The organism is Flavobacterium sp. I3-2, assembly GCF_013389595.1.
Taxonomy (GTDB): domain Bacteria; phylum Bacteroidota; class Bacteroidia; order Flavobacteriales; family Flavobacteriaceae; genus Flavobacterium.
The window spans coordinates 2841400-2856604 of sequence record NZ_CP058306.1 but is presented as its reverse complement, the minus strand read 5'-3'; the positions used below and the strand labels follow the sequence as shown (position 1 = coordinate 2856604).

General features: G+C 28.2%; 17 protein-coding genes. 12 read left to right on the top strand and 5 right to left on the bottom strand.

What is annotated here, in order from left to right:
• Window positions 1-57 precede the first annotated feature (57 nt).
• The 5 genes from HW119_RS13690 to HW119_RS13675 all read left to right on the top strand — a co-directional run bounded on the left by HW119_RS13690 (window position 58) and on the right by HW119_RS13675 (window position 3820).
• Window positions 58-672, top strand: coding sequence for a DUF2589 domain-containing protein (locus HW119_RS13690; RefSeq protein ID WP_177765296.1), 615 nt, complete (start codon window positions 58-60; stop codon window positions 670-672).
• Between the two features lies 1 nt (window position 673).
• Window positions 674-859 (top strand): hypothetical protein, encoded by a 186-nt coding sequence (locus HW119_RS16650; protein WP_218620367.1) that lies wholly within the window; start codon window positions 674-676, stop codon window positions 857-859.
• 12 nt (window positions 860-871) lie between these two features.
• Window positions 872-2179, top strand: coding sequence for a DUF2589 domain-containing protein (locus HW119_RS13685; protein WP_177765294.1), 1308 nt, complete (start codon window positions 872-874; stop codon window positions 2177-2179).
• Window positions 2180-2985: 806 nt separating this feature from the next.
• Window positions 2986-3540, top strand: a complete 555-nt coding sequence (locus HW119_RS13680) for a glycoside hydrolase family 19 protein (RefSeq protein ID WP_177765292.1) — start codon at window positions 2986-2988, stop codon at window positions 3538-3540.
• Between the two features lie 22 nt (window positions 3541-3562).
• A complete protein-coding gene (locus HW119_RS13675) occupies window positions 3563-3820 on the top strand; it encodes a hypothetical protein (protein ID WP_177765290.1) in 258 nt (85 codons plus the stop codon).
• Window positions 3821-4424: 604 nt separating this feature from the next.
• On the opposite strand, the gene HW119_RS13670 is transcribed toward HW119_RS13675, so the two are convergent.
• Entirely contained in the window at window positions 4425-4985 is a 561-nt protein-coding gene (locus tag HW119_RS13670; protein WP_177765288.1) for a hypothetical protein, read from the bottom strand.
• A 217-nt stretch (window positions 4986-5202) separates the two neighbouring features.
• Between HW119_RS13670 and HW119_RS13665 the strand changes: the two genes are divergently transcribed.
• The 4 genes from HW119_RS13665 to HW119_RS13650 all read left to right on the top strand — a co-directional run bounded on the left by HW119_RS13665 (window position 5203) and on the right by HW119_RS13650 (window position 7863).
• Window positions 5203-5958, top strand: coding sequence for a hypothetical protein (locus tag HW119_RS13665; protein ID WP_177765286.1), 756 nt, complete (start codon window positions 5203-5205; stop codon window positions 5956-5958).
• Between the two features lie 12 nt (window positions 5959-5970).
• On the top strand, window positions 5971-6372 hold the full coding sequence (locus HW119_RS13660) for a DUF5675 family protein (protein WP_177765284.1): 402 nt from the start codon (window positions 5971-5973) through the stop codon (window positions 6370-6372).
• Window positions 6373-6383: 11 nt separating this feature from the next.
• Window positions 6384-6629 (top strand): hypothetical protein, encoded by a 246-nt coding sequence (locus HW119_RS13655; RefSeq protein ID WP_177765282.1) that lies wholly within the window; start codon window positions 6384-6386, stop codon window positions 6627-6629.
• Between the two features lie 514 nt (window positions 6630-7143).
• On the top strand, window positions 7144-7863 hold the full coding sequence (locus tag HW119_RS13650; protein WP_177765280.1) for a transposase: 720 nt from the start codon (window positions 7144-7146) through the stop codon (window positions 7861-7863).
• 148 nt (window positions 7864-8011) lie between these two features.
• Here HW119_RS13650 and HW119_RS13645 read toward each other — a convergent pair whose 3' ends face one another.
• The 3 genes from HW119_RS13645 to HW119_RS13635 form a co-directional block, all read right to left on the bottom strand.
• Complete coding sequence (locus tag HW119_RS13645; protein ID WP_177765278.1) at window positions 8012-9526, bottom strand: hypothetical protein; 1515 nt, start codon at window positions 9524-9526, stop codon at window positions 8012-8014.
• Between the two features lie 186 nt (window positions 9527-9712).
• On the bottom strand, window positions 9713-9814 hold the full coding sequence (locus HW119_RS16955; RefSeq protein WP_410503995.1) for a hypothetical protein: 102 nt from the start codon (window positions 9812-9814) through the stop codon (window positions 9713-9715).
• Between the two features lie 487 nt (window positions 9815-10301).
• Entirely contained in the window at window positions 10302-10664 is a 363-nt protein-coding gene (locus HW119_RS13635) for a DUF2200 domain-containing protein (RefSeq protein WP_177765276.1), read from the bottom strand.
• Between the two features lie 110 nt (window positions 10665-10774).
• Between HW119_RS13635 and pfkA the strand changes: the two genes are divergently transcribed.
• From pfkA to HW119_RS13620, 3 genes are read left to right on the top strand one after another with little or no spacing between them, the layout of a single operon-like run.
• Entirely contained in the window at window positions 10775-11764 is a 990-nt protein-coding gene (pfkA, locus tag HW119_RS13630; protein ID WP_177765273.1) for a 6-phosphofructokinase, read from the top strand.
• 13 nt (window positions 11765-11777) lie between these two features.
• Window positions 11778-12782 carry a type I glyceraldehyde-3-phosphate dehydrogenase gene (gene gap / locus HW119_RS13625; protein ID WP_177765271.1) on the top strand — a complete coding sequence of 335 codons (1005 nt, stop codon included), beginning with the start codon at window positions 11778-11780 and terminating at the stop codon, window positions 12780-12782.
• 35 nt (window positions 12783-12817) lie between these two features.
• Window positions 12818-13663, top strand: coding sequence for an N-acetylglucosamine kinase (locus tag HW119_RS13620; RefSeq protein ID WP_177765269.1), 846 nt, complete (start codon window positions 12818-12820; stop codon window positions 13661-13663).
• A gap of 29 nt (window positions 13664-13692) precedes the next feature.
• Here HW119_RS13620 and HW119_RS13615 read toward each other — a convergent pair whose 3' ends face one another.
• On the bottom strand, window positions 13693-14928 hold the full coding sequence (locus HW119_RS13615; protein ID WP_177765267.1) for a DUF445 domain-containing protein: 1236 nt from the start codon (window positions 14926-14928) through the stop codon (window positions 13693-13695).
• Window positions 14929-15205 lie beyond the last annotated feature (277 nt).

Below are 15205 nucleotides of genomic sequence, written 5' to 3'. Positions count from 1 at the left end.
TTTAAAGAAATCTGTGTGATATTATTCCTGATCTAAATTCAATTTTAAAACGTAATTATGAATAATAATAAAAATCAGCCTAATGCCAATGCTTATTCTTTAAATAACGATCGTGATGATGGTTTAAATAATGAAGCTTCAGTCTATTTTGATGTTCAGAATTCAGACCCTAATTTCCGAGATCAAGAATCTGAAATTAATTTAGATTCCATTATTAGTGCACCTATGGTAGCTGTTTCTAAAGCGAATTCAATTATGCTTAGTGGACAGTCAGAATTTATACTTAATTATTGTTTTGATAGAATAATAGCGTCAGATAATTCAGTTACTTTCCAACCTAAGATGATTGTGCTAGTTGTAAAAAAAGATTCTGAAAAAGATTCATTTATTGAAATACCACTTTTAACCTTACTACCTATTAATTCGCTAGCTATTGATAAAATGAAAGTGAAATTTAATATGGAGATTACTTCTATTTCTAGCTATAAAGCTAACAATAACGATAGTTTAGAACGAAAAGCTCAACTAAGTGGTAAGCTAAGTGGCGATAAAAAAAATATAGGGAATACTTTTAATTCAAATAAAAATTTAAGTGTTTTTGTTGAAGCTTCAAAATTGCCTTTACCCAATGGGTTGTTAAACATAATTGATATGTATAGTAAAATAAATTAAGATGGTAGATAATAATACAAAAATAAATTGCCCAGATTGTAATGAGGAAATCATTATTAATACAAAACAGTTGTTACTAGGAGTTAAATTTTCATGCTTTAACTGTAATCTTGTTGTAGGGTTGGCAAATGAAAGCAAATCGGTGGTTAGCGATGCTATGAATCAATTTTCTAAAATTAAATCTTAAAAAAAAATAAAAATGCAAAGTTTTGAATTATTTGTAAAGTCTTTACAGTCAGCTATTGTAAATTCTTCTGAAGCAATTAGAAAAAGAAATGAATCTATTTTAGATGAATATTTTTTTAAAGAAACAAGTGAAATTATTTTAGAGAATAAAGAGTATAATAAAGAATTATTTACATTGATTCAACCAATTCGTTCAAATGATATTTTTATAGAATATGTAAGTAATGAAAATTTAAATATTGTTGGCGAAACAAATCTTAAACAAGGTATCTTATATAGTGTAAAACCAGATATTTCAAAAGAGGATGTTTTATTAGCTGATTTTTTATTAGAAAGCTTTACGTTTTGTAAAAACAATAATCTATTAAAAATTATAAAAGAGCAAAACACTAAAGAACTCATCCAATCAAAATTATACAATAGTACTTTATTTGAAAACATTAAAAAAGATTCTGAATCTAAAGAAATTACTTTTAATGAAATAAAAATAAAGAAAAAAAATTACATTGATTTAGAAAATGAGTTAAGAATACTAGAGACTAAACGAAATGAGTTTTTTGACAAAAAACAAAATGTAATTTCAGAAATGGGAGTGCATCATGAACAATTAAAAAAACTTGATTTAAGCTTAAATGAACTAAAAAAAATTGAAGCTAAACTTTTGAGTTTTAATAAAGGTATTGACAAGATATCTAATGAATTGGTCAATATTGAAGCTGAGGTAAATCAGAAAAAAATTAATTTAGATAATGAAAAATTTTCAATAGATCAGTTAGAAATTAAACTCCAAGGTCTTATTCAATCCATTTCAAATTCTGAACAGGCCCAAAATTTATATATCAATAATTTATTTAAGTTAATTCAGGACGGATCAAATCTTGTTAAATTAATTAAAAATACAAAAATAGATAAAGAAGCAATTATTGAATTGATTAAAAATAGCAAACGATATATAAAAAAGAATATCGAATCCTTAGTACCTAAGACGGTTCGAGTGAATTACCCAGCTACTTTTGATTATGCGACTCCTGATAATGAGAAAGAATATAAAACTATCAGTACTCCTGTTGAAGTACCTTTATTAACTCTTGTTCCAATAAGTAATTACAATATTGAGAAGGCAACTTTTAATGCAAATTTTAAATTTGATGTAGTAGATGAGCAAGTGATGATTGATTTTTCTAAAGATATAATAAAAGAAAATGAAGTGTCTAATAACTACGGAAAGCTCGAAATTGTATTATCTCCCCAACAAACTCCTGAAGGCTTAAGATCGTTAATAGAAAGTTATGAAAATTTCTTGAAGCGTCAAATTACGTAACACGAATTTATTACCGAAATAAAAAATAACAATCAATTAAATGTATAAATATGAACTATTTAAATATTTGTTTTTTAATGATAAGTTTTATCGGTCACAGTGAAAACTGGGATGTAAAGAGAGATTCTATTTGGAAAAATATAAAAACGATTATTTTATAGATTGGAATACAACAAACTTTGTTACTCAGAGTAGTGTTGATTCAACAAGTTTAATGTATCATAGAGTTTTCGATAAATTCAAAGATATTTCTTGTGATAAGGATAATGAAAGAATAAAAACAGTATAATATGCGGGACTAAGTTATCCTATTGAAATTAATGTAAATGTAGGCGAAGTCTTTTATAAAATTGTCCCCAAGTATTTTGAAAACTCAAAATTTACTCTTAACCAATCTGTTTATTACTTAGACGCTGTAGAATATACCTACATTTCTAATAATAACGAAAATTTAGAAAGTTATTTGGGCTTACCACTTAGTTCGGTATCAGTTGATTACAAAGTGTACAAAATAATAGCACAACAAAACACCACAGTTTTAAATCATACATTGCACCAACAATACAGAGTTTAAAACATACCTCATCTGTTTTATATAGAACTCGTGGAGGAATTGTTCAAACCATAGTGCCTAATATTTGTAATTCAGCAATATGGAAAAAGTAGCGGATGATAGTATGCAAATAGCTCCAAAAACAGTACCTAAATATTAATTCTAGAAATTAATTTTTAGAATCATTTAATAGTGGATAATATTTTTAAATCAATACGAATGATTGGTTTATTTAACTAAATAAATTTATAATATGTTATACCAAAAATACAAATCGTTATTTAATAAGTACAATGTAAATACGGAATTACGAATTGCACATTTTATGGCACAGATTGAGCACGAATCTAACTTAAAACCAATAAGTGAAAATTTAAATTATTCGAAAGAAGGTTTGTTAAAAGTGTTTCCTAAGTATTTTATAAAAGACAATGTCGATCAGTTTGCAAGAAAACCTGAGAAAATTGCGAATAGAGTATACGCTAATAGGATGGGAAATAAAGATGAACAATCTGGTGACGGTTGGAAGTTTAGAGGTCGTGGTTTTATTCAATTAACTGGGTTTAATAATTATTATGCTTTAAGTAATGCTGTAAATATAGATTATCTGAATAATCCAGATTTGTTACTAACAGAAGCAGATGCTTTAATTGCAGCTCTTTGGTTTTGGTCTAATAATAATTTAAACCATTTAGCAGATCTTGATGATATTGTATTGATTACTAAAAAAATTAATGGAGGCTTAAATGGAATTGATGATAGAAAGAATAAATTATTAAAATGGAAAAAAGAACTTTTTGTAAAATAAACCTAACTTAAAAAATAAAATTATGTCAAAATTTAAAAGTGCAGAAATTAGAAACGGTAAAGTTATTATCTTCAATGATGAAATAGATAAAGCTACAGCCGAATTGAGAATTAAAAAAGGTAAGGATGTTTACGGAACTAGAAGACAAGCTGAAACTCTTGCAGAATCCTTATCAGACGGGCAAGGTTCAATGAAGCATGCGCCACACGTAATCGATGGTTATAAACATTTTCATGATTTAAACCATGTGTATACTGGACACATTTTCTATGGAGAATAAAAGTTTTTAAGGGATAAATTTTTAATTTATTCCTTTTTGTTTTTTATTACAAAACAATACATATTTTAGTAATAAACATATGAGTACTATTTGTTTGAAAATGAGTTGATTTGAAAATTTGAAAATGATATTGTGATTTAGAACTCAGCTTACAGCCTATTGCCATTGCCTAAAGCCAAAAAAGGAAAAAAGAATCAAGAAATCGGGAATTAAACTTGAAAATGATATTGTGATTAAAAACACGGCTTACAGCCTAATGCTTACAGCTTACAGCATATAGCGTAAAACGATATTTAATTTGAAATTTTGAAAATGATATTATGATTTGAACACGGCTTAATGCTTAAAGCCTAAAGCCTATTGCCTAAAGCCTACAGCTTTAAAAAAAACAGTTTTTAAGTCAATATATCAAAACAACAACCTCGTCGAAATCAAAACCACAATACAAACAAAATTCATTTACAGTGATATAGCTGTGTTTTTCTTTTTTATAAAAAAGTCTCATTTTTTCTAGAATTCTCACACTTTGTCGGTAACTTTTACCTGTGATTAATTGAATATCTTTAGGATAAATACAAATTCGATTCAATTTTTTTGTCATGATTTACAGATTTATAATATTGAAATTTTTCTCTAATGTTTTTACAAATGGACTACCATAATTTTTGCGAATTTCTTTTAAACTCAAAGAGGTAATTAAATGTAATTTAATACCTGTTGAGTCTTTCAATTTCGCCTCGATTATCAATTTAATGATGGAAGTATTTTCAGTAATTTTTTCTAATCCAAAGTCGTCTAAACAATATCTCTTTTTACTTTCAATGAATTTTTCTTGTATGGCTAAAAGACCATATTTTTTATAGTAATTATCTATTTCCAAGCAACTCTTTAATTGATATGTATTTCTTGTTTTGAATAAAAAATTTAATAAATACATTAGTGTTGTTTTTCCAGATTCTGGTTTGCCAATAAGAAGTATTCCTTTATGAGGATTAATTTTAGATGTGCCTTTAGATGTACAATCATTACTGAAATAACGAGACAAATGAGTTATCGTTTTTATAACATTTCTGTTTAATCTAAATTCTGAACCGTAAATTAATTTTCCTCTTTTTTGAATTTGCTTTAAGATTATTAAGAATGGTGTTGTAATTGATAAAGTCATGATTCATTTTTTTTGTTTTAGCTAATTTCAATACTAAAATCTTTTGTATTTCCCAACTTGGGATTTTTTTTCTTTATCATGTACAAACGATGCCAAAAATGCCATTTAGAATACTTGGCAATTTATTCCATTTGAAATGTTGCAATTTTGAATTGTACAAACAAATAAAGTTGCAACACATTGTTTTACAAAATGTTTAATATTTAAAAAAAATGACATGGCAGGACAAGATGGAATTATTAAATTAAAAGGTACTCTAGGAGGTATTACCTTTTATAAATCAAGAGATGGTTATTTAGCAAGAGAAAAAGGTGGTGTAGACCGAAAAAGAATTGCAAATGACCCTGCTTTTAAAAGAACACGCGAGAATGGTCAAGAATTTGGTACCGCTGGTAAATACGGTAAGTTTTTAAGAAATGCAATTAGACCTATTGTGCAATCGGCTTCTGATAAACGAGTGGTTAGTCGTATGTTAAAAGCTTTGATGCAGATTATAAAAACAGATAATATAAATGAACGTGGCTTACGAAATCCTGTTGATGGTGATTTAGAAATGTTGAATGGCTTTGAGTTTAATAGTATGGGTGTTTTAACGAGTAGCTTATTTACTCCGTTTACCGCAACATTAGATCGTAATTTAGGAGAAGGTGAAATCGAAATCCCTGAAATGGTTCCAAGCCAAATGATTGCTGCACCGACCGGAACTACACATTTCAAATTTGTTGCTGCTGCAGCTGAAGTCGATTTTATTCAAGGTAACTCGAATGCTTTCTACAGCAGTTCACAAGAAATTCCTTGGAATAATGATTCGATTCCGTTGACAACTCTTATCAATAATGTAACTCCAAATAGTATCTTACCGCTAATTCAGGTATTAGGAATACAGTTTTACCAGCAAATTAATAATGCATTTTATCCTTTAAATAATGGAATGTTCAATGCTCTAGCGATAGTTAATATTATTAAACCATAGAACCATAGCATCATGTTTATTTTAAAAAGAACTTATCTCAAAAACGCTACTCATGGCGAATTGTTTATAAACGGTGATCATATTGCTTATACTATAGAACTTCCATGGCTTGATAATCAAACACAAATTTCTTGTATTCCCGAAGGACAATATAATTTGAGAAGAAGATATTCAACCAAGTTTAAATGGCATTGGATTGTTGAAAATGTTCCCAATCGTTCACATATTTTGATTCATCCTGCTAATAATGCCTTAATTGAATTAAAAGGTTGCATTGCTCCAGTTACCAAAATCACTGGTGAAGGTAGAGGAGAATCTTCTAAAAAGGCGATGCAAAAAGTTTTAGAAACATTAGCTAAATTCAAAGTTAATGGGCAAGTGAAATTATTAATTATTGAGGAAACTCAAACTTAAATTTTTAGATTATGAATATACTAGATCGTGCACAAGCACCAACTCCAAATTTTTTTAAAACCTTAAGGACTGTAGGTTTAATTTTAGTAGCCGTTAGTGGTAGTATTTTAACAGCTCCAGTTGCATTACCAGCAGCTTTAATTTCGGCAGCTGGTTACATAGCAGTCGCTGGTACAGTATTATCAGCTGTCTCGCAAGTAACTGTTGATGATAAAGCAAATGAATTAAAACCTGCTTTTGAAAATGCAAAATTATAAACTTAGTTTTGTCGGAGGTTTACTCTTTTCTTGGTCATACAGCTTATCTGTTGGAGAAATTTATAAAACTATTTTTCTCGCAACAATTGGAGCAATTGTAAGTTTTTTAGTTAGTTATTTACTAAGAAAATTTTTAAAAAAATAATACTTTAATGAACCTTGAATTTATTTAAGGTTCATTTTTTTATATTGTCGTCTTAAAACTAATTTGGAAAGTTTCTTTTTAAATTAAGATAGCGTTTGCTTTATAAATTTAGTATTTTTTCTTGATTATACAATTGCCTTTTTTTAGCAATTGTTTTTGTTTAATAATCGTTCTTTGCTCTAATCCACCCATAAAATATTACAGAACCCAAGGTCAAAAAAGTATTGATACGATTGTTTTTTTTAATTTTATTGATTTGTTATTTAAATAACATCAATAGCGTCAGAGTACTGATTCGTTATTGCAGTAATTGCTTAGAGGTCAGTTTTTACAGCAAAAAGCAAAGATTCAGCTATTTTCGCTGAACTTATGGATCAAACCATTGGAAATTTAAACTTAAATGAATTTCAAATTGATGAAGTTTTAGCCGATGTTAGTTACAGTAGCGGAACAAGTTTACAATATTGTGAAGACAAAAATCTGAATGCTTGGATACCCAATTTCGGACAAAATGAACCAGAACGCAAAGGTTTTATTTTTAATAAAGAAGCGAAACGGTACGAATGCGTTCAAGAAGGCGGAAATAAGGCGTATTTACCCTTTAAACGTACTTTAATGGATAGTAAAGATTATGAAAAGAAATCTTACAGAAGTAGCGAACAAGATTGCGGAAAATGTCCGCTAAGAGAGAGTTACTGTGGTAAAGTAACCAAGTTTAAAAAATTAGAAGAAAGCATTCATAAACCACTTTACGACAAAATGCATGAGAAACTAACCCAAAATAAAGCATATCATCGTAGGCTAGTCAAACGTCGAAGTGCTACAGTAGAACCCGTTTTAGGGACCTTAATTAATTTCTTTAATCTGAAAAAGATTAATTGTCGAGGAATGGCACAGTTCGATATATTTTCTATATCCTTAGAGTTAAATTCGGAAGTATCTCCATTTCGTTTTACAATCCATATTGATAAACCTATAAATACTAATATTCCTGATAAAATTAAAATTTTCAATGTGTTCTTTTTTAATATTAATACTAAACGTTTTGGAGCTTGGCGAACGTACCGGAAATTGAAGCGAGAAGTTTAAATTTAGCGAGACAGTAAGCAAAAGCCAACTAATTGGATAAATTTAAACAAATTATTCAATTAGTTGGCTTTTGTTATATTTATTCTGAAACTTTAATTCTATCTAAAACCCTCAATTTAGCAAAATACATGTTATTAGGCGGCGTTTTTTATTTGAATAGATTTTTTATTTTAGCCCAAAATCCTTCTTTTTCATTATTTGGAATTCCTTTAGTTTTATGCCACCGTCGTACAATTTCTTTTATTTCTGCTTGTCTATTTTTATAATTTTTAGATTCGTAAACATACTTTTCGCTAGGCGCAATCTCTATCTTTTCTAATTTTCTTGTTTCTTTATTAAATACTTCGTGGTTAATAAGTTCTCCCCAACTATTCCAATTTTTTCTGGCAATCATTTGGCCATCTTTATACGTTAGTTCAGCTTCTTTATCACCATTTTCAAACCAAACTTTATAAGAATTTCCGTCTATATTTTTTCCGTTTTCTAACACCTGTTCCATTCTTTTTTGACCATTCTCAAAATAAGAAACTAAAATCCCACTGTAATTGCCTTTTTCGTTAAAAGGTTGAATAAATTCTATGTTCCCTGAGGAATAATAATTTTTCCAAGTTCCTATTCTTATTCCTTTATTATAAAAATGCTCACTCTTTAATTTTCCATTATCATACCAATGCTTTGAGGAACCATCAACTTTATCATTTATATAGAATGCTTTATGTTTAAGTTTTCCATTATCGTGATATTCTTCATAATCACCGTTCTTAATAATTGTATGAAGATTGCTATCGTGATTTTTCAATGCTTGCTCTATATATTCGTCTTTTCCTTCCCAATTTTCAAGGATATGCTCCATTTGCCAAGGATAAAGAAATTCATTGAGTTTCTCTGCGTCAAATTCAACATCATTAATGTTTTGTGGTAAATGAGTAATTAATGCAATTGGGGGATATAATCCTAAATTTTGATATGCCAATAGTTTGTGATGTCCATCTAAAATATAGTAAGATGAATCGAAATCCTCTGAAGTTAAATAAGAATTAAATAATATAGCAAAAGGTCTTTCTCCATTATTTATTTTATCTTCAAAGTATTTTACTCTTTGTTGGTCAATATTTTCTTTGGGTTGAGTTGCAAAAAAAGATTGCCAACCTGTATAAATTCCGTCAGTAGAATATTCTAAAATGTCAGAAGGGTAATATTTTTTTGAAATTTCATTTTTTTTAAGGAACGATTTATATTCCCCTTTAATAATTTCAATATTAGGTAAATTTGTAGTTTTTTGAGCAAAAACAACTTCTAGTTCATAAAAATGAATTGTTGAAAAGTTATCAGAAGAAATTTGATATTGAAAAAATTCTTTTTCCTTATTTGAATAAAAGCTAAGTTTATATTCGCCATTTTTAAATAATTGTAATAAAGGTTTCAATATTTCATATAAATCTTTGATGTTTTCAGTAAAATCTTGATTTAAATTTTCATTTATTTTATTTCGAACAGTATTCCGATATTCTTCGTTATAAGATAAAACACAAAAGTATTTTCCAACAGAACCTCGGCAGTCATACCACACTACCGTCAATGGGTAATTAAACTGTATATAACTCCCAATGTCACTTAGTCCAATTGAGCAAATATTTGTTCCATTTTCAATCGTGAATTTCATAACGAGGTTTAGTTTAAAATGTTACCTAACGTTTTGGGTATTGCCGAAGACGGGGAAATCGAAGCGAAAAGTTTCTATTTTGCACTGACGCTAGCCAAAACGAATTTATATGAGATAAATTTAATAAAAAAACGAATATAATTCGTTTTTGGTGATCATATAAGTACGAACTTTGAATTTAGCAATTTAGCCCCACTTTTGATAATACCTTCCTATATTGGCTTTATATTGGTGTTTAGGAACTACAATAGGTTCAAAACTTCCGTCTCTATCACGAGGAACTGAAATTATAGTTTCGCCATGTTCGCTTTTTAATAGCTTAGAAGTCGAACCATTCGCACATTGTTACTATCATTTTTTTCGTTTTTAGAGTATCCTAAACGCGTGTCAAGTCGCCTTGTAACATCGCTTCGATTAAATCAGAATGTAATTCCTTTAATAATTTACTTAAATTTTCTTAAGTTTTTAAACCTTGTAAAAGTCCTTGGTCTTTGATAATTTTGCCTACTGATGTTTTCATAATAAACGGTGTTTAATAAATTTAATAAAAAAAAGAAGCTGTCTTAATACCTTGAAATTCCCTCATTATTTTTTTTATTAATAGATTATTATCTATATATGAATCTTTTGAGTAAAATAAAATCACTGAAAATAACTTTTTTATAAATTATTATTAGTTTTTTTCTATTTTGAGTTCTGAGAAGGCTTCTTTTCTATTTATACAGTTTTTTGGATACTGCCGGAAATAATAAAGTCAGAAGAAATTCTGATTTAATTATTTCCTAAATATTTTATCAAGCGTTTTTCCTTTAGCTAACTCGTCAATTATTTTGTCTAAATAACGAGCTTTTTTAGTTAGTGGTGTTTCGATTTTTTCAATGCGGTATCCACAAATTACACCTTTAATTAAATGTGCATTTTCATTTAAATTCGCACGTTCAAAAAAAGTTTCAAAGGTTACTTTTTCTTCTATCAATTCATTAAGTTTTTTTTCATCAAAACCTGTTAACCATTCAATTACTTGGTGCAATTCGTCAACTGTTCTTCCTTTGGTTTCAACTTTTTTAACATAATGCGGATATACCGAACCAAATATCAACTTGGCAATTTTAGCATCGTGTTCTGGTGTTGTTGTCATATATATTTAATTTTTATAGAAAATCTGAATTTAAAATTACAAATTAAACTACAATATATATTGAAAATTCTAGTTATTTCCGTAAATTTACTAATAACAACTAATGAAATATGAAATCTGATAAAATAAAAAATATTGCTGTTTTAACTTCAGGAGGTGATGCTCCAGGTATGAATGCTGCCATTCGTGCTGTAGTTCGTTCTTGCGCATTTTATGAAATAAATTGTATTGGTGTATTTCGCGGACTTCAAGGTTTGATTGAAGGTGATTTTAAAGTTTTAGGACCTCGAGATGTAAAATATATTGTAAGTAAAGGAGGAACAATTCTAAAATCAGCACGTTCCAAAGAATTTGTTACTGCCGAAGGTCGTGCAAAAGCATATGAAAATTTAAAAAAACATCAAATCGATGGTCTGATTATTATCGGAGGAGATGGAAGTTTTACAGGAGGTTTAGTTTTTAGTAAAGAATATGATATTCCTGTAATTGGTATTCCTGGAACTATTGACAATGATATTGTTGGAACCAGTCACACCATTGGTTTTGACACAGCTTTGAATACGGCAATTGATGCAATAGATAAAATTCGTGATACGGCAACTTCTCATAAACGTTTGTTTTTTGTTGAAGTAATGGGACGAGATGCTGGACACATAGCCTTAAATACTGGAATTGGAGCAGGAGCAGAAGAAATCTTGATACCAGAAGAAAATATTGGATTACCTAAATTGTTAGAAAAACTAAAACGTAGTAAAGCTTCAGGAAAATCTTCTTGTATTGTTGTAGTTTCTGAAGGTGGAAAAATTGGTAAAAATGTATTTGAATTAAGTGAATATGTTGAAGAAAATCTTCCTGAATATGATGTTAGAGTTTCTGTTTTAGGTCATATGCAACGTGGAGGTTCACCTTCTTGTTTTGATCGAGTTTTAGCAAGTCGATTAGGTGTAAAAGCTGTTGAATTATTAATGCTTGGAAAAACACAATTAATGGTAGGTTTGATTAATGATCAAGTTGATACAACGCCATTGGAAAAAGCAATTAAAGGAGAAACTTCAATTGATGAAGAATTAATTAGAATATCAGATATATTATCTATTTAAAAATAAAAAAAATATGGAAAAAGTAAATATTGGAATTAACGGATTCGGACGAATTGGTCGTTTATTATTGCGTGAATCTTTTGGGCGAAACGATATTAATGTAGTTGCAATCAACGATTTAATGGATGTTGAACAGTTGGCTTATCTTTTGAAATACGATTCAGTTCATGGTCAATTCAAAGGAACAATTGAAACAAATAATGGCAATTTGGTTGTAAATGGTAACGAAATTAGAATTACAGCAGAGAAAGATCCAGCAAATTTAAGATGGAATGAAATCAATGCTGAAATAGTAGCTGATTGTACTGGAATTTTCAAAACAATTGAAGCCGCATCAGCTCATATAAAAGCAGGAGCAAAGAAGGTTGTCTTATCTTTTCCTTCAGATGAAGTTCCTATGTTTGTTATGGGAGTAAATCACAACGAAATTACATCTGAAAACAAAATTGTTTCTAATGCAAGTTGCACTACAAATTGTTTAGCTCCGGTTGCAAAAATTTTAAATGATAATTTTGGAATTGAAGAAGGTTTAATGACGACTGTTCATGCTGCAACAGCAACCCAAGCTGTAGTTGATGGTGCTTCTAAAAAAGATTATCGTGGTGGACGTTCTGCCTTGAATAATATTATTCCATCAAGTACAGGAGCTGCAAAAGCAGTAACAAAAGTGATACCATCATTGAAAGGCAAATTAACTGGTATGTCTTTTAGAGTTCCTGTTGCAAATGTTTCTGTGGTTGATTTGACTGTGAAATTATCAAAACCAACTACGTATCAAAATATTATGGATGTGTTTAAAAAAGCTTCTGAAAATGAATTTAATGGAATCTTAGGGTTTACTAATGAACCTGTTGTTTCACAAGATTTTGTTTCAGATACACATACTGCAATTATCGATGCAGATGCTGGAATTGCACTGAACGAAACTTTCTTTAAAATAGTAGCTTGGTATGATAATGAATATGGATATTCTGCAAAACTTTTAGACTTAGTTGTGCATTTATATTCGGTAAAATAAACCTATTTTTGCATTAACTAATTAAGTTAATACGTATGAAATTAATTGTTGATAGCGGTTCAACTAAAGCTGATTGGATTTTATTTGATACTAATGGAAGTTTTATTAAAACATTTGCGACGCTAGGTTTAAATCCTGAAGTGGTTTCTATTGATGAAGTTTTAAAACGTTTAAATATTTCAGAAGATTTAATGGTTTTACAAACAAAAGTAAGAGAAATTCACTTTTACGGTTCAGGTTGTGGTACGATTCGTTCAAAAGAAATGATGCAAGTTGCATTGCAAAAGTTTTTCACAGAAACTTCTATTTTTATTATTAAAGAAGATACCTATGCAGCTGTTTACGCCACTTGTAAAGAAAATGAAAAAGCAATTGTTTGCATAAACGGAACGGGCTCTAATTGTAGCTATTTTGACGGTTCAGAAGTTATTCAAGCTGTAGATTCATTAGGTTATTTAGCAATGGATGATTGTGGAGGTGTTCAATTTGGTAGAGAAATGATTCGTTCTTATTTTTTTAAAACAATGCCAGAAAATTTACGAGTAAAATTCGCAACTTCTTATGATTTAAATTCAGATACAATCAAAAATAGATTTTATAAAACTGAAAATCCAAATGCTTATTTAGCTTCGTTTTTGCCGTTTTTAATTGAACATAAAAGTGAATCTTTTTTTAAAGAACTGATTGAAAGTCAGATTACTTTTTTTATAAATAATTATATCAAACAATTTGAAAATTATAAAGAAGTTCCCATTCATTTTGTTGGTTCTGTAGCATTTTTATTGAAAGAAAACTTTGAGGAAATTTTAAAACAAAATGAATTAACACCTGGTAAATTTTATCAGAAACCTTTAGATGGATTAATTAATTTCTATAATTAAAAAAAGTTCAGATACATTCTGAACTTTTTTTATGTAAATAATTGCGTTAAACTATAAATTAATAATCCAACAATTCCACCGACTAAAGTACCATTAATCCGAATAAATTGTAAATCTTTACCAACTTCTAATTCCAGTTTTTCACTCAATTCTTGACCATCCCAATCATGAACTGTTTTTGAAATTATGTTACCAATTTCTGAGCTGTTTTTTAATGCTAACTTATAAATCATTTTTTGAACAGTTTGATTTATTTTTGCTTGCATAATCAAGTTGTCACGCAAATTTTCACGAATTTCTTTTAAATATTTTTCGATATATTGATTTAAAGTAGAATTTTGATTTTCTAAATTATCAATTAAACTCAATTTAGAATTTTGCCAAAATTTAATAGCAAATTCTTGAATTTTTTCATCTGTGATAAAATCATTTTTCAAATTTTCAAATCGCACTTTCCAATTTTGATCCGTTTGTATTGTTTCACTAATTTCATATAATTTAGAAGATATTTCATTTCTAATTGTATGATTTTCATTTGATTCAATATCATCTAAAAAAGAAATAATTCCAGAAATCAATTGATTTGTAACAGCTTTTCCACCAATTAATCCTAAAATTGGATTTTTTTCGACTACTTTGTCATATATCGCTTCTTTGTTATTTTCTACATAATGTTTTGCTTGCGGAATAATTAATGAAATCAATCGTTGATGTTCTCTGATTTCGAGTACATAAAAAAGCCCTTTAGAAATTAAAACTTGAAGATTAACCTCATCAATTATTTCTTTTCCTTTGACAGAAATTAATTTTGAGATTTCTACATCATCAACCTTCAAAATGATATTTTTTAACACAATTTGCATTTCAACGATGAATTTATTGAAGTTTTTTTCATTTGAAATCCAATTTAAAATAAATTTACTTAAATCGATTTTACTTATATACGGACGTATTGTTTCTTGATTTAGAAAATTCTCGCTGACAAAATTTCCTAAATTTGCTCCGAGAGCATTTTTATTGTTGTTAATTAAGTTTGTATGCGGAATTTTAATTCCCAATGGATATTTAAAAAGTGCAGTTACCGCAAACCAATCTGCTAATGCGCCAACCATTGCAGCTTCAGAAAAATATTTCACGTAATTTATCCAAGATTGATTTGTGTATTTTGAAAGAAACAACATAAAAACATATATCACAGCCATTAAAAAAAATAAACCTGTGGCAATTAATTTATGTTTTTTTAATTGTTGTTTTTTGTTATTCATAATAAAAATGTTTTTATAAAGTTAGTAAAACTTTCTAAACACATTTTGAAAATTTATCCACATCTTTTTGATTTTTTTAATTCAAAAAAATATAATTCTTGTAAGATTAATTTTATTATAAATAACAAAACTTCATAAAACTTACGTTTTTTTGAAAATAAAATTATTTTATAATTAATTTCTGTTGACAAAAATAATTACTTGTTAAATATAAAAAATAAAATTATTTATAATTTATAGTTGAATAATTAATTTATGTAAATAACTATAAATATTT